Source organism: Geobacter anodireducens, from assembly GCA_001628815.1.
In the GTDB taxonomy this organism is placed as follows: Bacteria; Desulfobacterota; Desulfuromonadia; order Geobacterales; family Geobacteraceae; genus Geobacter; species Geobacter anodireducens.
The window spans coordinates 1245635-1264296 of record CP014963.1; the positions used below are offsets into that span (position 1 = coordinate 1245635).

Sequence of the window (18662 nt, forward strand, 5' to 3'; positions counted from 1 at the left end):
GATAGGATGGGTGCTGGAGGCAGCCACCCCCATTTCAAGCCGGAGCTGACAATGAAAACCACTGATGAACTTATCGCCGATGTGACCGATAACCTGCGCCGGGTCTTTCAGGTGGTGAACGAACACTCGAAACGGGCCATGCGCGAGACGGGGCTCACCGGTCCCCAGCTCTGGGCCATCAAGGTCGTTGCCGGTCACGGTCCCCTCCGGGTTTCCGATCTTGCCCGCAGGCTCTATCTTCATAATGCCACGGTGGTGGGAATCATCGACCGGCTGGAGGCCCGGGGGCTCGTGCAGCGGACCCGGTCCCGGGAGGATCGCCGGGTGGTGATGGTCGACCTGACGGAAGAGGGGAAGGATCTGGTGGCGCGGGCCCCCGAGGTGGCCCAGGGACTTCTCGTGTCGGGGTTGGAGACCATCCCCCGGGAGAAGCTCGAAACCATCTCCGAAGGGTTTCAGCTCATGGTCAGCATCCTCGGGGCCCAGAACCTCCCTCCCCAGCTCATTTTCTCGTCGGAGGTGAACCGGGCGCGGGCAAGGGGCGCCCGGAAGGGTCGAACGGATACGGCGTGAAACAGGATGTCCCAACGAAAAAAGGAGCCATGATCGGCTCCTTTTTTCGTTGGGACAGAAGCGGTTAGCGAAACTCCCGCAAAAAAGGAGCCATGATCGGCTCCTTTTTTCGTTGGGACAGAAGCGGTTAGCGAAACTCCCGCAGTACCGTTTCGACCCCGCGCAGGTAGATGGGAACCCGTTCGGGGCGGTTGGCGAGGGCATAGCCCAGTTCGTAGAGGGCATTGTCCAGGAGAAACGAGCGGAGGAGCGTTTCCAGGTCGCCCCGCTCCGTCGGAACAAGGGGGCTTGTGCCCATCCGCTCCAGGTAGCCGGCCAGGTAGCGGCAGCTTACGTGGTACCACCAGGCCTCCGCCCAGGGCCCCAGGAGCGACATGTCGTCGGGATGGCCCGCCCCGTGGCGGGCGAGGGCGGTCAGGGTAGCGTTGTGGAAGGAGCGGATCATTCCCGCCACATCCCGCAGGGGTGAGCGTTTGATGCGGCGCTCGCCAAGGGTCCGATCCGGCTCGCCCTCCAGATCGATGATCATGAAGTCCTTGCCGGTGAAGAGAACCTTCTCCAACCTGAAATTGCCGTGGATGCGGCTCTTCATGGCTTGAATCCGCTGGCCGACGATGGGGCGCAGGCAGGCGAGGATTTCCTTTTCCGCGGCCAGGATCCGGTCCACCGGTGCCAGATCGTCTGCGGACAACTCCTTGCGGCGCTGGGCCAGGAGCTGGAGGGTACGCCGGGCCTGGTTGCGCATGGACTGGTACACGGCGCGCTGGTAGAGGGTCGAATACTCCTCGGGTCGCCAGGCCGGGTCGTTTCCGCCTGCGGCAAGGGCCTGGTGGAGTTCGGCGGTGCGGCGGCCGAGGAGTCCTGCCATCTCCAGGTAAAAGCCGCCGATGAGCTCGGCCGTCGGCTCCGGCACGGCGCAGGCGCTGCCGTCCATGAGGCTCGAAGACAGCGCCGGCGGGGGAGGCAGTTCGCCCCGGCGCGAGAGAATCCGCTCGAAATACTGTCCCAGGATGTGGAGGGAGAGCCGCCAGCCATCGCCCTGGTTCTGTACGTATCCCTGGAGCAGGCCGATCGTGCGCGGCTCTGCGCCGGGATATCGCAACTCCAGGCTCCCCTGGAACGGGGCAACGTTGGAGTAGCTGGATTGTGCGGTGAGAAACCGCGCCATTTCCACCTCGGAATTGATGCCCGGCTCCACCTTGCGGTAGAGCTTGAGCACGTGGCGGTCGCCGTACGTGATGATGCTGTTGGTCTGTTCCGCCTTGGGGAGTTCAGAGGTGAGATGATGCGTCTCGTCCCTGGGGCCGGTGCGGACTGCCCCGGCGTGGACCGGCGCGACGAGGCCGTTTTTCTCGCCGTGGAGCCGGCGCCGGCCAAGGGCCAGGGCAAGGAGCGCATCCCTGAATTCCCGGTCGTGGACCGCATCGCAGAGGATGCCCTCTTCGTCCCCCACGGCAAGGGCAGCAATGGCCGCCCGGGGGGATTCGGCGCACACCCGCTTCGCCCCGGAGCCGGAGAGGAAGGCAACCGGGATCAGGTAGGTCTCCGAGGGCCCGTCCTGGTAGCGCACCTCAAGGAAGAAGATGGGGAACACCCGGTCACCCTGCCGCAGGAGCACGGTGTCGTGCAGCACGTAGCCGATAATGGCCCGTGCCTTTCCCCGGAACCAGCCGCTTCGCTTGAGGTAGTCGGTGGTCACCCGTTCCAGGTGGGTGTCGCCCCTGGCCTGGCTGAGCGCCTCCCACCAGGGGAGTTCGCCCCGGAGCTTGATCCGCGGCAGTTCTCCCTCGGCCTGAAGCGGTGTCTCCCTGCGTCGCAGCAGGAACCAGAAGTGGTCGTGCGGCCCCAGCGTGAGGGGGTAGGGCGCTTCGCGGATGACCGGAAAACGGTTCCGGCTGAACAGGTCTTCGGGGGATATGCCGGCAAATTCCTGCAGGTCCAGGCTCACCGCCTGGGCGAAGCGGGAGAGGTTGACCACCACGAGGATCACCTCGTCCTCGTGGCGGCGGAGAAACGCCAGAACCTTGTGGTTGGCCGGATAGAGCACCTCCATGGCGCCGCGGCTGAAGGCCCGGTAACGGCGGCGCACTGCGATGATGCGCCGCATCCACCAGAGCAGCGAGGAGGGGTTGCGTTCCTGGATATCCACGTTTACCGCTTCGTAGTGGTATTCGGGGTCAATGATGACCGGCAGGAAGAGTCGCTGGGGGTTGGCGCCGGAGAACCCGGCGTTGCGGTCGGGGCTCCATTGCATGGGGGTGCGGACGCCGTTGCGGTCTCCCAGGTAGTAGTTGTCCCCCATGCCGATCTCGTCGCCGTAGTAGATGACGGGGGTGCCGGGAAGGGAGAAGAGGAGTGCGTTCATGAGCTCGATCCGCCGCCGGTCCTTGCCCAGCAGGGGCGCCAGCCGCCGCCGGATGCCCAGGTTGATCCGGGCCTTGGGGTCCGAGGCGTAGATCCGGTACATGTAGTCCCGCTCTTCGTCGGTCACCATCTCCAGGGTCAGTTCGTCGTGGTTGCGGAGAAAGGTGGCCCACTGGCACCCCTCGGGGATCGGGGGGGTCTGGTCGAGGATGTCCACCACCGGGAAGCGGTCCTCCATCTCGATGGCCATGTACATGCGCGGCATGAGAGGAAAGTGGAAGAGCATGTTGCACTCGTCCCCGTCGCCGAAGTAGGCCACGGCGTCCTCGGGCCACTGGTTGGCCTCCCCCAGCAGCATCCGGTTGGGGAACGAGGCATCCACGTGCTGCCGGAGCCTTTTCAGGAACTCGTGGGTCTCGGGCAGATTCTCGCAGTTGGTCCCCTCGCGTTCGAAAAGGTAGGGGACGGCATCCAGCCGCACCCCGTCGACCCCCATTCCCAGCCAGTAGTCGATGACCCGGAGCATTTCCGCCTGGACCCGGGGATTGTCGAAGTTGAGATCGGGTTGATGGGCGTAGAACCGGTGCCAGTAGTAGGCCTTGGCCACCGGGTCCCAGCTCCAGTTGGAGGTTTCGAAGTCCTGGAAGATGATCCGGGTTTCCCGGTACCGGTCGGGGGTATCGCTCCAGACATAGTAGTCCCGGTGGGCCGAGCCCGGTTTTGCCCGGCGGGCCCGCTGGAACCAGGGGTGCTGGTCCGAGGTGTGGTTGAGGACCAGCTCGGTGATGACCCGGATGCGGCGGGTATGGGCCTCCCGGAGGAATTCCCGGAACTCGCGCAGGGTGTTGTAGCTGGGGTGAACGCTGTAGTAGTCGGCGATGTCGTACCCGTCGTCCCGCAGTGGCGAGGGGTAGAAGGGGAGAATCCAGATGGCGGTGATCCCCAGGGACTGGAGATAATCGAGCTTCCCCATGAGGCCCCGGAAGTCCCCCACGCCGTCGCCGTCGGAATCGGCGAAGGCCTTCACGTGGAGTTGGTAGATGACGGCGTCCCGGTACCAGTGGGGATTGTCGTCCGGCAAGAATACTCTGCGTGTCATGGCGTACCTCCTTTTTCATCCTCGAAAAGCAAATAACACAGCGCAACGGAGAACATGGGGTGACATCGACTGGTTGCTGCTCAGAATCCAGGTTGGCATCGCGTGCCGGACCGACGGCACGCAAATGCAGCACAGCGTATTTGTTGTGTGTTCTCCGTCCCTTCGCGCTATTCAGTGATTGTCACTCATCCCCCACCGCCTCCAAAAGCGCCACCGGGAAATCCGCCAGCACCGCGGTCAGGGGGAGGACCGTCCGCCTCTCCCGCAGTGCGGTTACGACCCGTTCTCCGGTGAGGACGTTGCGGTAGGCGCGGCCGGCGCTCTCAAAGGGGACCACGAGCCGCGTATCTCCCCAGGCCTCCGTCCCCAGCCGGGTAAAGAAGCGGGGCGCCACGGCAATGACCGTCTCCCCGTCGCTGTACCGCTCGAAGGCGCAGACGTTGTCGCTCCGCTCCCCCAGCACCTCAAGGGGAAGGTACTTGCCGGCCTCGAAGAGGGAGCGGTGCTCCCGGCGGTAGTTGAGGGACTTCCAGGTTAAAAAGAGCTTCACTCTTCCGTCGGCCATGGTCTGGAGAAGCGCCCGCGCCAAGGCGAGTGCCCCCCGTTCCCGTTCGATGCTCTGCAATTCCGCCAGCATGCCCATTCGCTTCTCGAAATCCACCGGCCGCCGGTTGTCCGGGTCCACGAGGCTGAAGTCCCAGAGCTCGGTCCCCTGGTAGATGTCGGGGATGCCGGGGGAAGCTACCTTGAGAATGGTCTGGGAGAGGGAGCTCAGCATGCCGCAGCGGACCAGGGGTGGGAGCGTCCGGCGCAGGTCGGCCAGGAAACCGTTGGCAGGGATGTCCCGGAGGATGGCGGCGACGAAGTGCAGGGCCGCTTCCTCGTGGGCCGGGTTCGGGTTGATCCAGCTCGTGTTCACCTTGGCCTCCCGCATGGCCTTGAGCATGTACTCCCTGATCCGGCCGACGAACACGCCATACTCCCCGTCCGTGAATTCATCCGCGGGCCATGCGCCCACGATGGTCTGGTAGATGAGGTACTCCTCGTTCCGGTCAGGCACCTTGACCCCCTGCACGGTCACCTTGTGGCCGCGGTTCATCCGGCTCCAGCGCATCAGGCAGTCATGCCAGGCGGCCGGATCCTCGGACAGCACGCTGATCCGGGCCCGGACATCCTCGCTCCGCTTGGTGTCGTGGGTGGTGGTGGCCAGCATGGCGAAAGGGGTGCTGCGGGCCCGCTCGATGTTCTGGCCGTGGAACGCCTCCAGGGTGAGACCGAACCGCTCGGGCGTTCCCCCCACCTCGTTGAGGGAGACGAGCCGGTTGAACACATAGAAGGCGGTGTCCTCCAGCCCCTTGGCCATCACCGGTCCCGTGAGCTGCTGGAACCTCATGACAAAGTCGAGCCACTGCTCCTGCTCTTCCTTTCCGGTGTTGTCGTAAAAACGGAGCAGAAGGACATCTTCGATAAAGGTAAAGATCGATTCGCTCATGGCCGAGTTGCGCCGCCTGGCCTTGGCCACGGCGTATTCGATGTACTGGCGGTCCCGGTCCGCCACCTTGCGGCTGGCCGTGTAGGTGCGGTAGACGGGAAAGTGGGCGATCACCTCCATCAGGGCCTTGATGAGGCTGCCGAGGGTGAAGTCGCGGGTGTGGCGGTTACTTTCCGAAAGGGTGTTCAGGTGGTGCCCCAGGGTGTTGATCTCGCCCCCCATGGAGAAACGCATGACCTGCTTCTTCTTCTGGCAGGCGATCTCGGCGAAGTTTGGCCGCTCCTGGATGAACCGGGCGTAAATGGCATCGAACTCCCGTCCGTTGCGGGTGTCCACCATGAGGCCGGTCACGGCGTTGGCGAATTCGTACCCGGTGGTGCCGTGGATCGGCCAGTCCTCGGGGAGCCGTTCGTTCTTCATGAGGATCTTTTCGCCGACGATGTAGAAGGGCATGGTCTGGGGCGAAACCTCCAGCATCTCGTCGTACATCTGCAGGATCGTTTCGGCCAGGGCGCCCGGGGACTGGTCACCGGAGCTGCCGAGGCTTGCCAGGCGCCTTTCCAGGAAGCAGGCCCGCTGGAGCCGCCGGAAATACTCGGTGGGGTCATAGAGCCCGTCGGCATGGTCGATCCGCAGGCCGGTTACCGCGTTTTCGCGCACCAGTTCCATGACCAGGCGGTGGGTGTCCTCGAAGACCCGCGGTTTTTCCATCCGGATGGCACCCAGGGCGTTGATGTCGAAGAGCCGGCGGTAGTTGATCTCGTCCGTGGCCGTGCGCCAGTGGGCCAAGCGGTAGACCTGCTGGCGCAGGAGCCCGTCCAGCAGGTCGAAGCTGTGGGGATTCCCTTTCTCTCCGTTGAAAATACGGACGTTTTCATCGATGAATTCCTTTATGGGCCAGTTTTCGGCGCAAAGGACCAAGAGACGCCGCTTGATCACCTCCTTCTCCCGGTAGCGCTCACGGACCCGCTCCGGCTCCAGCTCCGTGTAGAAGGGGAGGTGGCCGATGGCGGTCACGATGCTCAGGAGTTCCCGGTATGCCTCGTGGTTGGCGGGGAACAGCCGCTCCAACTCGTGGAGCCGATGGGTGAGGATGGGGCTGTAGGTTTTGGGGATGATGGGAAAGCGGTGTTCGTAGTAACTGATGAAGAACCCTCCCTCCTCGAAGGAGAGAACCAGCTCGCCGTTTTCCAGGATTCTGCCGTACTGGTCCCCCAGGACCGGGATCAATACCTTGTTGGTCAGTTCTTTCTTGACCGGCGCCCAGTCCACGTCGAAAAAATCCCCGTGGGCGGAGCTGGGGCCGTTTTCCAGAAGGTCGAGCCAGCGGTCGTTGCCGCCTCCTTCCACGCACATGTGGTTGGGCACGAAGTCGAGGATCTGTCCCATGCCGTGGCGCTGCAGCGCCGCGCAGTAGGCGTTGAAGTCGTCCCGGCTGCCCAGTTCGGGGTTCAGGCGGTTGTGGTCGACGATATCGTAGCCATGCATGCTTCCGGTCCGGGCCTTCAGGAAGGGGGAGGCATAGATGTCGCTCACTCCCAGGGCGTCAAGATAGGGGACGATCCGCGCCGCATCGCAGAACCGGAAACCGCCGTTGAACTGCAGGCGATAGGTTGCCGTGGGGATGCGTGCATTGGCAGGGTTTGTCTGATTCATGGGGCACTCCCTTGGAGCCGGGCCGGTCAGCGGGCATTATCCGCTGCCATTGATGGTGACGCTGACGGGGGCGAGGACGAGCCCGGCCCCACCGGCCCCCGCATCGAGGTATTCCGGCCAGGTGCTGCCGGGCCCTGAAGTCGTAGGTGCCGTGGATCGCATCGAGCCGCAGGCCGTCCAGATGGTGCTCGCTTACCCAGTGGAGGGCGTTGGCGATCAGGCAGTGGCGCACTCCGTCGCTGCCGGGTCCGTCGAAGTCGACGGGATATCCCCAGGGGAGCGGTAGCGGTCGGTGAAGTAGGGGGCAAAGGCGTCCGGGTCCACCACCCGGGAGAGGGGGTACGATGCGTCCTCGCCGTCGGCGTAGCGGATGACCTCCACGGAATCGACATGGGGGTTCCATACCCTGAAGTGGCCCCTCCCGGCGACGGGAGTCGCCCCGATATCCAGGCGCCACTGCGCCATGTCAGGCCTCCTCCCGGAGAAGCGACTCCCCCTGCTGCAGCCGAACGGCGTGCATGGGGACGGGGATTTCGATCTTTTCCGCAGCGTAGCGCCGGTGGAGCCTCTTTATGAACTCATGTTTCAGGAGGTGCTGATCAACGTATTCCTGTCCCCTCAGGATCACGGTGAAATTGACGCTGAAATCGGCAAAGGTATGATACCGGATGAACGGCTCGAACCCGGCAACACCCCCCTGGGCTTCACGCATGAGCTCTCTGGCGACCTCCACCGTTACTCTTTCCACCTGTTCGAGGTCGCTCCCGTAGCCTGTCCTCACCTGAACGAGAACTGCCAGTTCCCGGTCCGGCAGGTAGCAGTTCGTGACGATGGCGCTGGCCAGCTTGGTATTGGGGATGATGACCATGTTGTTGGGAAGGGTCCGTATGGTGGTGTTGCGCCAGGTTATATCAGTCACGTATCCTTCCTCGCCGCTGGCGAGCTGGATGTAGTCCCCCTGGCGGACCTGGCGGGTGGCGATGATGTGGAGCCTGAGAAAATATTCGACAGGGTATCCTGGAGGGCAAGCGCCACGGCGAGGCCGCCGACGCCGAGGGCGGTGAGAACCGGCGTTATGGAGATGCCGAGGGACTGGAGGATGATCAGGCGCCGATGGAGAAGACAATGACTTTGGCCAGATTGCTGAAGATGGAGATGGATGGCAGCACGGCCTTTTTCGCATAGTGGGTCACGAAGCCCGCAGCCAGTCTCATGAAAAAGAGCGTGGCGATGAGGATGATGGTTACGAGAAACATGTTGTCCGTCAGTCTCTGCAGCCCGGCCGTCAGCGGGAACTGCGCCGCAGCGGCGTACAGTCCCGTCAGGAGGGCGGAGTAAAGCAGTAGCCCCCGCAGGGATTCGACGACGATTTCGTCCCCCTCCCACGGCGTGCGTTGTGTGATGACCTCCAGGCGACGAAGCACCACCTTGTCGAGCACGAGTCCGGCCAGCAGGCCGGCCGCGAGCATTACCGCCGCCTGTGCGGCACTATGTATGTCGGCTAGGATAGTCATAGAATTTTCCAATTCTATAAATACCTCGTGTGCAAATCAACCGTCAGGGAGCGTTGTTGCGGGTAATGCCGTAAATTCAGGCTGTTGCGCGGTCGCATGCATTGGCGGCACGCGGTCGGGAGGGGTTATGCGTCCGGTGCTTCACGCCAGGATGAGCGGACTGGAGCCGGTCGAGCGAGCGGGTGCATGCCTCCAGTTGACGCCGCTGCTCCGCCAGTTGCCGGTTGCGGGCGAAGCGTGCCGGGAGCGAGGCCAGGTACATGGTGAGGGCACCCATGGCGAAGCTCATGAGGAGGACGAGAACAAGGGCCCCCTCGAAATACCAGCCGAGAAAGTGGACCTGTACGGTTTGAGCGTTCTGGAGCGAAAAGGTCACCATCAGCGCGGTCAGGGCGATGGCGAGGGTCAGAGCGGATTTCATGGTGCCTCCTTTTTGTGGCGGATGGGATGAAGCGTCCCCCGGGCCGGCTGTCACCAGTAATCGTACTGGTAGGTGAGGCCCATGATGAAGAGGAGGTCCGAGTTGCGTTTCCCAGCTTCCGGTCTGCTGTTGAAACGATAATCCACCTCCAGGTTGGCCGCGATGTCGTTCACCAGGGAAATTCGCACCCCCTGGTCAGCCCTGAGCGTGACCCCGGACACCGAGGGGGTGTAGTACCTTCCTGGCGGTGGAAGACCTTGAGCCTGTCGGGGACCGCCTCCCATTCGAGGCCCGCCGCCCAGCGCCCCGCGGCATCCTGCCGGTCTTCTCCCACGATGACGTCTTCGTTGAAGTAGGAAATGCCGGCCTCCGCGTAGAGGCTGAGGGCACGATCGTCGAAGAACTGGTAGCCGGCGCCGAGGCCTTCGGTGTTGCGCAGGTTGAGGTTGGCGAAGGAGTCCTTTTCCAGCAGGGTCTGGGCGTAGGTGTAGACCTTGTCGGTCGTGAAAAAGTCGTATTTGAGACTGCCGAGGGAGTTGCGGACAGTGGTCCGCGAGTCGGCCTCCCCGTAGGCGTACTTGGCCTCCACGGTGAACCGGTGGCGTTTCGTCCGCACCTGGAACAGGGTCGAGAGCGTTGCCGCCTTGGTATCCGTGTTACCCGTGGCAATGCTTCCGCCGGCGGTCAGGAAACCGTGGTAGGTGGCCGGATTCACGGTGCGGAGTTCCTTGAGGGATATGGGATTCGAGGTTCCGGCCCGGGAGCTTTTTATCTGGATGGCGCCGTCAGTGCAGGTCACGGGCCCGACGAGGACTTCGTAGTCAGAGAGCTCCACCGTGAGGTCGCGTTCAGAAGCGATGCACTCCACCTGCTTCCAGTCGATGCGCACCTTGTCGTCGGCGTAGGGGAGCTTCACCGTGAGGCGGTCCTTTTCCATCCTGATTATTTCGCCGTTCAGGCGGTCTCCGTTTTTCAGCCTGATCTCGTCGGCCCGGGCCGTGGCGGCGGCAAGGCTCAGAAACAGGAAAGAGCAGGTCAGGTGTCGGATCATTCGGTACGCCTCCCGGTTAGTTTGGATACCAAGAATAACAGGCAATGCTACAGCGTGCAAAGGGGCAGCGGACAGACGGCTGCGGAACGGGAGGATTCCGGGGAAGTGTCTGAACTGAGGCGGAGTCCGACACGTCGGTTGTGGTGAGGGGGAATTGCTGGTACTGTTAGAGAACGCTGAATAGCGCTGTCTGAGACGACGGCAGAGGAGCGCCGTGCCGAACGCCTACATCCGCTACAGGATAAAACGCCTGCGCGAGTACATCGCCGAGCGCACTTCCGGGATCGACCACCGGGCCATCATCAAAAACGCCGTGGCAGGGGCCGAGCTTACCGGCAGCTACGTGTCCCTGCTGCTCCTGGCGAGCCTCATAGCCCTGCTCGGGCTTCTGACCAACAGCGTGGCCGTGGTCATCGGAGCCATGCTCATCTCCCCCCTCATGGGGCCGATCCTTTCCTTTGGCCTGGCGTTCACCATCGGCGACCTGGCCCTGGCGAGGCGGGGGCTCCGGGTCATTGCCGTGAGCGTGGGACTCACCATTGCCCTGACCGCGTTCGCGACGCTCCTGTCCCCGCTCAAGGAGCCAACGGCCGAGATTATGAGTCGGGTCCGGCCCAATGTCTATGATCTCTTCGTGGCCGTCCTGGCCGGCACGGCCGGGGCCATTGCCCTCTGCACCAAGAAGAACTACATGATCACCGCGACCGGAGTGGCCGTGGCCACCGCGGTCATTCCTCCGCTGTCGGTGGTCGGTTTCGGCCTGGGCAGCGGGCATCCCCTGCTTGGGCTCGGCGGATTTCTGCTGTTCTTCACCAATTTCGTGGCCATCGTCCTGACGGCCGACCTGGTGTTCTTCCTCTTCAACTTCCGTAGCTCCATGGTTTCCGAGGAAGCATACCCGGCCCGCAAGCGGCTCCTGATCCTCGGCACGGTGCTTGCGCTGTTGTCCATCCCGCTCGTCCACACCTTGGTGAGCGACCTGCGCACGGTGAAGCTCGCCAAGCGGGTGGAACGGGTGTTGAAGATGCACCTGGAGAAGGAAGCCCATTCCAGGGTGACCGGATTCTCGGTAGAGGAGAAAAACGGCGGGATCAGCGTGAACGTAACGGTCAACACGGTAAGGCCCTTTGAGAAAAAGGCCGAGGAGGAGATCGAGAAGGAGATAGGCGCGTTTCTCGGACGGAAGGCAGATCTGAACCTGGAGCAGGTGATGGTGACGGCCGGTTCCATCGAGCCGAAGGCCGAGCTGCCGGCCGTCTCTCCCGGGGGCCAGCCTGCGTCTGCCAGGGACGAGAGCGCGGCAGTGGTTCAGGCATCCGCGTCCCGCCTGCTGAGGGATGTCCGGACTGAGCTGGAGGCGCTCATGGCCCCCTTTGCCGTGCAGGACATGGGGCTGGGCTTCGGCGAAAAACCGGGGCCGGCCCAGGTGTCCGTCGTTATCCGGCGGGATTACCCCCTCACCGATGACGAACGGCTACTGCTTGCCCGGGTCCTGGAGCGCAGGCTGCAGGTGCCGGTGTCCCTGCGGGTGGAGCTGGCACCGTTCCTTTCTCCGGTCACCTTTGACGAAAAGGGGGACCCTCCGGGGAGAGCCTGGCGGCCATGGCGCTGGTCAAGGGGCTGCCCGGCGGTCCCGGGGCCTTTTCGTTCAGGGTGGAGGCGGGGGGAAAGGACGGCAGGCGGCATGCCGACCGGCTGAAGCGCTATCTGATGGAGGAACTCGGTGTGCCGGCCGCCAACGTCGGGGTGCATGTCCGGCCCGGGAGCGGTGCGGACACGGGAGCATCGGTCGTGGTGGTGCGGCGGTAGCTCCGCGTGGCAACTTACGGGGGGAGACTTGCATGGTAACGGAAAAGGGTGGGGGATGCATGCCAGAACAGGCACACCCGGCAGGGGACGGCGTGGCCGTGGCGAGCCGCATCCAGCAGTTGCTCCTGCCGAAGACCCCGCCAGCCTGCAGGTGGGGATGCATCGGGGTGATGAACCGGATGGCGACCGCGCTGGGGGGCGATTACTTCGATTTCATTTCCATGCCCGACGGCCGGGAGATGGTGTTCATCGGCGACGTAACCGGCCACGACATCCAGTCGTCGGTGGTGATGTCCCTGGTCTACGGTTTTTTGCACCACTGCGCCCTGACCGTTGACAACCCCCTCAGCATGGTGTCCCAGTTGAACCGGTTCCTCGTCCGTTTCGCCGACCACGGCGTGGAACTGGATCATCATTTTTCATCGACCTTGTTCCTGGGGATCATCGACCCCGCCTCCCTGCGCATGGAGTACGTGAACGCCGGGCACGTCCCGCCGCGGGTGCTGAGGCGGAACAGCCTTCACCGTCTTGCGTCCACGTCGCCGCCGGTCGGCTTCTTTGCCGAAGCCGAGGTGACGACCGGTTTCTTCGGGTTCGAGCGGGGGGACCGCCTGCTCCTCTATACGGACGGCATCCTCGATGCGTCCAATGGTACCGAGACCTTCGGGGCCGAACGGCTTGACGCGTTCCTCAAAACCACGGCCGGGAGCTACATCCGGTTCATGGACGAGCTTGCCGCCGCGTTGCGGGACTTCGGGGCGGGCGACCCGCCCGATGACGACTGCAGCGCCATCGTGATCGACATCCGGGAACCCGGGACAGGAGCCTGAACCGGGCCGTTCCCCTGCCGCCGCCTGCTTCGCGGTGGGCATGGAGTACGCGGGCACTCCGCTGACAACGGGGCTATTCCTATGATTTATGCCATTCTCTCGGGATTCGGGGCCGCTCTGGCCGCCCCTCTGATCCACCGCCGGGTTCCCCGGTGGGGCGGGTGGCTCTGCGCCCTGGTTCCCCTGTCCCTTTTTTGCTTCTTCGGGATGCAAACCGGGACAGTGGCGTCTGGACGAGCGCTCCGAACCGCCTACGAGTGGATTCCGTCCCTGGGGGTCGACCTCTCCTTCTCCCTTGACGGCCTGAGTCTCCTGTTCGCCCTGATCATCAGCGGCATCGGCGTGCTCGTGGTGGCCTACGCCTCCTCCTACCTCCACGGCCACCACCATCTGGGGCGCTTCTACGGCCTGATCCTCGCGTTCATGGCCGCCATGCTCGGCACGGTCCTGGCCGGTGATCTGATTACCCTGTTCGTCTTCTGGGATTTGACCGGCCTCTGCTCCTATCTCCTGATCGGCTTTGACCACGGCCGGGCTGCGGCGCGCAAGGCAGCACTCCAGGCATTGCTGGTGACCGGCGCCGGCGGGCTGGCGCTCCTGGCGGGATTCATCCTGCTGGGGCAGGCGGCGGGGAGTACGGACCTGGCCACGATCTTCCAGAGGGGCGAACTGGTGCGGAGCCATGGGCTCTATCTGCCGGTCCTCCTTCTGGTCCTGGCCGGCGCCTTCACCAAGTCGGCCCAGTTCCCCTTCCACTTCTGGCTTCCCGGCGCCATGGAGGCGCCCACGCCGGTCAGCGCCTATCTCCACTCGGCCACCATGGTGAAGCTGGGAATCTATCTCCTGGCGCGCCTCTCGCCGGTGCTGGGGGGGACCGATGCCTGGTTCTGGTGGGTAACCGTGGCGGGCGGAGCCACCATGGTGGCGGGCGGAGGGGTGGCCCTGCTCCGGAGCGACCTGAAGCAGATCCTCGCCTATTCCACGGTGAGCGCCCTGGGGACCCTCACGCTGCTGCTGGGGCTCCATACCCCGGCCGCCACCACGGCCGCCATGGTCTTTCTCATGGTCCACGCCCTCTACAAGAGTGCCCTGTTCCTGGCAGCCGGAGCCGTGGACCACGGCGCCGCACCCGGGACCTGGCGCGGCTCGGCGGATTGGCGCGGGCCATGCCGTGGGTCGCCGCCGGGGCGGGGCTCGCGGCCCTCTCCATGGCCGGGGTGCCGCCGTTGGTGGGGTTCATCGCCAAGGAACTCCTCTACGAGGCCAAGCTCCAGGCGCCCCTGGCGGCAGGGTTCGTGACCGTTGCCGGTTTCATCGGCAACGCCTTCACCGTGGCGGTGGCGGTCCTGGTGGGGTATCTCCCCTTCTTCGGGCGCAGGCCCGATCCGGATCTGCACCATCACCGGGTGGAGCCGCTCCTCTGGTTTCCTCCCCTGGTGCCGGCCCTGCTGGGGTTCGTGATCGGCGTCTTCCCCGGCCTGGTTGGGCAATGGCTGGTGGAGCCGGCAGTGGTCGCGGTGCGGGGGGAATCGGTGCCGGTGGACCTGGCCCTCTGGCACGGCGTGACTCCGGTCCTCCTCCTGGGCGCGGCCACCGTGGCAGCCGGCGTCGGCATCGCCCTTGCCCGGGAGAGGGTGCTTCGTCGCCTCCCCGCTGGTGATGGTACGGGTTGGGGACCCGAGCGTTGCTACGGGCTCCTCCTCGCGGGAATGATCGCCCTGGCCGAACGGCAGACCCGCATGCTTCAAAACGGCAGGCTCCGCTATTACCTGATGACCGTGGTGGGGACCGCGGTGTTTCTCATGACCGTGGCCATGTTCCGGAGCGGGGAGTTCCCGCGCCAGCTTCCCCGGCCGGACGGCGGGCTCCACGAATGGTTCGCCGCCGGCGTAATCATGGCCGGGGCCCTGACGGCGGCGACGACCACCTCGCGGCTGGCGGCGGTGGCCGGGCTCGGCGCGGCGGGGTACGGGGTGGCCCTGGTCTACATCCTTTTCGGCGCACCGGACCTGGCCATGACCCAGTTCTGTATCGAGACCCTCTCCATTGTCCTGTTCGTTCTGGTGCTCTACCGTCTGCCGCGCTTCTCGCTGCTCTCGCGGCCGGCGGGGAGGATGCGGGATATCCTGGTGGCCTGCTCCATTGGCGGCTTCATGACGGTGCTGGTCCTGCTGGCGGTGTCCCAGACCCTGGTCCCCCACATCAGTTCCTATTTCCTGGAACACAGCATGCCGGCGGGGCATGGCCGCAACGTGGTCAACGTGATCCTGGTGGATTTCCGGGCACTGGACACCCTGGGGGAGATCACGGTTCTGGCCGTGGCGGGCCTGGGGGTCTACGGCCTCATGAAGGCCCGGGACAGAGAGGGGGGCTAGGCCATGCAATCACTCTTTCTGGCAACCGCGGTCCGGCTTCTCCTGCCGCTGCTGCTGCTCTTCTCGCTCTTTCTTCTCCTGCGCGGGCACAATGAGCCGGGCGGGGGGTTCGTTGGGGGGCTCGTGGCCGCGGCCGCCTTTGCCCTCCACGCCCTGGCCCATGGCGTGGCCGCGGCCCGGCGGGTGCTCCGGGTGGAGCCGCGTCGCCTGGTGGCGGTGGGGCTCCTGACCGCCCTGGTGAGCGGCCTCATCCCCCTGGCCCTGGGGCTTCCCTTTCTCACGGGGCTCTGGAGCATCCTGCCGGTGCCGGTCATCGGCCATGGCGGCACGCCGATCCTGTTCGACACGGGAGTCTATCTGGTGGTGGCCGGGATGGCGCTCATGATCGTGTTCAGCCTGATGGAGGAATAGGTGGAAAGCGTTCTGGCAATCGTCATCGGCGGGCTGTACGCAGCAGGGCTCTACCTCATGGTGCGGCGGAGCATCGTCAAGATGATCTTCGGCCTGGCGCTTCTGGGGAATGCGGCCAATCTCCTCATCTTCACCGTGGGGCGCCTCACCCGCGGGCGGCCCCCCTACGTGCCGGTCGGCGGGACCGAGCCGGTCCCGCCGGTGGCCGACCCGCTGCCCCAGGCCCTGATCCTGACCGCCATCGTCATCGGCTTCGGGGTGCAGGCCTTTGCCCTGGTCCTGATCAAGCGGGTCTACCAGACCGTGGGCACCGATGACCTGGACGAGATGACCACGACCGATACCGATCCCCGGAGCAATGGATGAAACTTTTTCTCTTCCTTCCCCTCATCATTCCCCTGGCCACGGCTGTGGCAGGGCTTCTCGCCTGGAACCGGCGAGGGGTGCAGCGGCTGTTGGGCATCTGCGGCACGATGGCGCTCCTGGGGACAGGGGTGGGGCTCCTCGCGATCGTGCAGCGCCAGGGGGTGGTCAGCGTCCAGGCGGGGAACTGGCCCGCCCCCTTCGGCATCACCCTGGTGGCCGACCTGTTCAGCGCCGTCATGGTTGTGGTGGCTGGTGCCATGGGGCTGGCGGTGGCGGTCTACTCCCTGGCGAGCGCCGACATCGAGCACGAGTCCCTGGGGTACCATCCCCTCATGCAAGTGCTGCTGCTGGGGGTCTGCGGATCGCTCCTGACCGGGGATCTGTTCAACCTCTACGTCTGGTTCGAGGTGATGCTCATCGCCTCATTCGTCCTGTTGGCCCTTGGCGGGCGCCGGGAGCAGATGGAGGGGGCCATCAAGTACGTGGCCCTGAACCTGATCGCCTCGGCCTTTTTCCTGGCCGGGATCGGCATTCTCTACGGAATGGCCGGCACCCTGAATATGGCGGACCTGGCGAGGCAGCTCAGGGAGGTCCCCCACGGCGGCACCGTGCCGGTCATCGCCGCGCTCCTCTTTGCTGCCTTCGGGATCAAGTCGGCGGTGTTTCCGCTCTTTTTCTGGCTTCCTGCCTCCTACCACACCCCGCCCGTGGCGGTAACCACCATCTTTTCGGCATTGCTGACAAAGGTGGGGGTCTATGTGCTGGTACGGATATTCACCCTGATTTTCGTCCAGGAGGCCGAGGCCGGCCAGGCCCTGATTCTGGCGGCGGCCGGACTCACCATGGTGACCGGGGTCCTGGGAGCCGTGGCCCAGCACGAGATGAGGCGCCTGCTCTCGTTCCACATCGTGAGCCAGATCGGCTATCTGGTCATGGGGCTCGGCCTCCTGACCCCCCTGGCGCTGGCTGGCACGGTATTTTTCATGGTCCACGTCATCGCGGCCAAGTCGGCCCTGTTCCTGGTGGCCGGCATCGTGAAGCGGCTGACCGGCACCACGGAACTGGGTGAACTGGGAGGGCTCTACGAGGGCGCCCCTTGGTGGGGATGCTTTTTCTGGTGCCGGCCATGGCCCTGGCGGGCATTCCGCCCCTGTCCGGTTTCTGGGCCAAGCTGGCCCTGGTGCGGGCAGGCCTTCTGGAGGGGCGGTACGTGGTGGTGGCCGCGGCCCTGGCCGTGAGCATCCTGACCCTCTTCTCCATGACCAAGATCTGGGCCGAGGCGTTCTGGAAGGATCGTCCCGTGCCGCCGGGGGAGCCCCGCGTCCTCTACCATCCCCACGTCGCCGGAAGGGCGTGGCTGCTCCTGGGAATGCCGGCCCTGCTCCTGGCCCTGACCACGGTGGTCATGGGGGTAGGGGCGGAGCCGGTATTCCGGCTTTCCCTGGCAGCGGCCGATCAGTTGCTCAATCCCGATCTTTATATCGCTGCAGTGCTGGGGGCGAAACCGTGACCCCGTTTCTTGCCAATATCCTTCTGGCCCTGGCCTGGATGGCCCTTACCGGCACCTACACGGCCGGCGGGTTTTTCACTGGCGTGGCCGTGGGGTTCTTCGTGCTCTGGATTGCCCGCCGGGGACGGGGCACGACCGGTTATCTCGCCAGGGTGCGGGCCGTGGCGGGTTTCATTGCCTTCTTCTGCCGGGAACTGGTGCTGGCCAACCTGCGGGTGGCCCACGACGTTCTCACGCCGCGCCATCATATGACCCCGGGCATCGTGGCGGTGCCCCTGGATGTGGAGAGCGACCTGGAAATTACCGTGCTCGCCACCGTGATCACCCTTACGCCGGGAAGCCTGAGCCTTCACCTGGCCGACGACCGGCGGACCCTTTATGTCCATGCCATGTATGCAAACGACCCGCAAGCCCTGGTGAGGGAGATCAAGGAGGGGTTTGAGCGCCGGGTCAGGGAGGTGTTTCGGTGACCCTCGACGCATTTGTCAGTTATGTGGTCCTTCCCCTGCTCGGAGGGGGAATCGTGCTGGCCTTCGTGCGGCTGGTCCGGGGGCCGAGCCTGCCGGACCGGGTGGTTGCCCTGGACCTGATGGCGACCCTCATCATCGCCCTGTCCGCCGCCTATGCTGTGGCTACCGGACAGCACGCCTACCTGGACGCGGCCATCGTCCTCGCCCTGGTCATCTTTCTGGGGACCGTGGCCTTTGCCTACTATCTGCACCGGAGCGGCGGCGGTGCGTGACACGATCATCGCCATGCTCCTGGGCGGGGGGACCTTTTTCGCCGTGGTGGCCGCCATCGGCATCGTGCGGTTCCCTGACATCTATGTGCGGCTCTCGGCGGCCACCAAGGCATCCACCCTGGGGGTAAGCCTCATGCTGGCAGGGGTGGCGCTTTTCTTCGACGACGCCGCCGTCACCGGGAAGATCGCCGCCATTATCGTCTTCATCGTCCTGACGGCGCCGGTGGCGGCCCACATGCTGGGCCGGAGCGCCTATTTCAGCGGGGTCCCCCTCTGGGAGAAAAGCGTCCGGGACGACCTGGCGTCCTCGGGGGAGCGGTGCTCGCGGGACGATGGCGCCGGGGACGGCGGCCCGGCCGATTCCGGTGTCAGAAAAGGACCCGATTAGCATCAAGTCTTCCGCTACCCTTGCCAAACTCCCCATCTCCCGTGCGGGGAGGCCGGGGTGG

The 18662-nt window shown here is 64.8% G+C and carries 10 protein-coding genes and 6 pseudogenes; 10 read left to right on the forward strand and 6 right to left on the reverse strand.

The features are described from left to right. Window positions 1–51 precede the first annotated feature (51 nt). On the forward strand, window positions 52–573 hold the full coding sequence (locus tag A2G06_05690; GenBank protein ID ANA39914.1) for a MarR family transcriptional regulator: 522 nt from the start codon (window positions 52–54) through the stop codon (window positions 571–573). Between the two features lie 127 nt (window positions 574–700). Here A2G06_05690 and A2G06_05695 read toward each other — a convergent pair whose 3' ends face one another. From A2G06_05695 to A2G06_05720, 6 genes and pseudogenes are all read right to left on the reverse strand, one after another. Next, window positions 701–4036, reverse strand: coding sequence for an alpha-amylase (locus A2G06_05695; protein ID ANA39915.1), 3336 nt, complete (start codon window positions 4034–4036; stop codon window positions 701–703). A gap of 181 nt (window positions 4037–4217) precedes the next feature. Continuing rightward, window positions 4218–7184, reverse strand: coding sequence for a maltooligosyl trehalose synthase (locus tag A2G06_05700; GenBank protein ANA39916.1), 2967 nt, complete (start codon window positions 7182–7184; stop codon window positions 4218–4220). Between the two features lie 216 nt (window positions 7185–7400). After that, on the reverse strand, window positions 7401–7649 hold the full coding sequence (locus A2G06_05705) for a hypothetical protein (protein ID ANA39917.1): 249 nt from the start codon (window positions 7647–7649) through the stop codon (window positions 7401–7403). A gap of 1 nt (window position 7650) precedes the next feature. Further along, a pseudogene (locus A2G06_05710) lies at window positions 7651–8698 on the reverse strand (mechanosensitive ion channel protein MscS). Between the two features lie 157 nt (window positions 8699–8855). After that, window positions 8856–9119 (reverse strand): annotated as a pseudogene (locus A2G06_05715) (hypothetical protein). Between the two features lie 50 nt (window positions 9120–9169). Continuing rightward, window positions 9170–10170, reverse strand: a pseudogene (locus A2G06_05720) (hypothetical protein). Between the two features lie 214 nt (window positions 10171–10384). Between A2G06_05720 and A2G06_05725 the strand changes: the two are divergent. The 9 genes and pseudogenes from A2G06_05725 to A2G06_05765 all read left to right on the forward strand — a co-directional run bounded on the left by A2G06_05725 (window position 10385) and on the right by A2G06_05765 (window position 18601). Next, a pseudogene (locus A2G06_05725) lies at window positions 10385–11979 on the forward strand (hypothetical protein). A gap of 59 nt (window positions 11980–12038) precedes the next feature. Beyond that, the gene (locus A2G06_05730) at window positions 12039–12809 is read left to right on the forward strand and encodes a serine/threonine protein phosphatase (GenBank protein ID ANA41604.1); all 771 of its coding nucleotides are present in this window, start codon (window positions 12039–12041) and stop codon (window positions 12807–12809) included. Window positions 12810–12890: 81 nt separating this feature from the next. Further along, window positions 12891–15184 (forward strand): annotated as a pseudogene (locus A2G06_05735) (cation:proton antiporter). A 3-nt stretch (window positions 15185–15187) separates the two neighbouring features. Next, entirely contained in the window at window positions 15188–15595 is a 408-nt protein-coding gene (locus A2G06_05740) for a cation:proton antiporter (GenBank protein ANA39918.1), read from the forward strand. Then, the gene (locus tag A2G06_05745; protein ANA39919.1) at window positions 15596–15961 is read left to right on the forward strand and encodes a cation:proton antiporter; all 366 of its coding nucleotides are present in this window, start codon (window positions 15596–15598) and stop codon (window positions 15959–15961) included. Then, window positions 15958–17471, forward strand: a pseudogene (locus A2G06_05750) (NADH/ubiquinone/plastoquinone). The gene A2G06_05745 and the pseudogene A2G06_05750 overlap by 4 nt, the downstream one beginning before the upstream one ends. Continuing rightward, window positions 17468–17941, forward strand: a complete 474-nt coding sequence (locus A2G06_05755; GenBank protein ANA39920.1) for a cation:proton antiporter — start codon at window positions 17468–17470, stop codon at window positions 17939–17941. The pseudogene A2G06_05750 and the gene A2G06_05755 overlap by 4 nt, the downstream one beginning before the upstream one ends. Further along, a complete protein-coding gene (locus A2G06_05760; protein ID ANA39921.1) occupies window positions 17938–18213 on the forward strand; it encodes a cation:proton antiporter in 276 nt (91 codons plus the stop codon). The genes A2G06_05755 and A2G06_05760 overlap by 4 nt, the downstream gene beginning before the upstream one ends. Then, the gene (locus A2G06_05765; GenBank protein ANA39922.1) at window positions 18206–18601 is read left to right on the forward strand and encodes a Na+/H+ antiporter subunit G; all 396 of its coding nucleotides are present in this window, start codon (window positions 18206–18208) and stop codon (window positions 18599–18601) included. The genes A2G06_05760 and A2G06_05765 overlap by 8 nt, the downstream gene beginning before the upstream one ends. Window positions 18602–18662: the final 61 nt, after the last annotated feature.

Excerpts from the sequence above, each read along its gene's own strand:
- A2G06_05690 (ANA39914.1), top strand. The coding sequence starts at position 52 with ATGAAAACCACTGATGAACTTATCGCCGATGTGACCGATAACCTGCGC.
- A2G06_05695 (ANA39915.1), bottom strand. The coding sequence starts at position 4,036 with ATGACACGCAGAGTATTCTTGCCGGACGACAATCCCCACTGGTACCGG.
- A2G06_05700 (ANA39916.1), bottom strand. The coding sequence starts at position 7,184 with ATGAATCAGACAAACCCTGCCAATGCACGCATCCCCACGGCAACCTAT.
- A2G06_05705 (ANA39917.1), bottom strand. The coding sequence starts at position 7,649 with ATGGCGCAGTGGCGCCTGGATATCGGGGCGACTCCCGTCGCCGGGAGG.
- A2G06_05730 (ANA41604.1), top strand. The coding sequence starts at position 12,039 with ATGCCAGAACAGGCACACCCGGCAGGGGACGGCGTGGCCGTGGCGAGC.
- A2G06_05740 (ANA39918.1), top strand. The coding sequence starts at position 15,188 with ATGCAATCACTCTTTCTGGCAACCGCGGTCCGGCTTCTCCTGCCGCTG.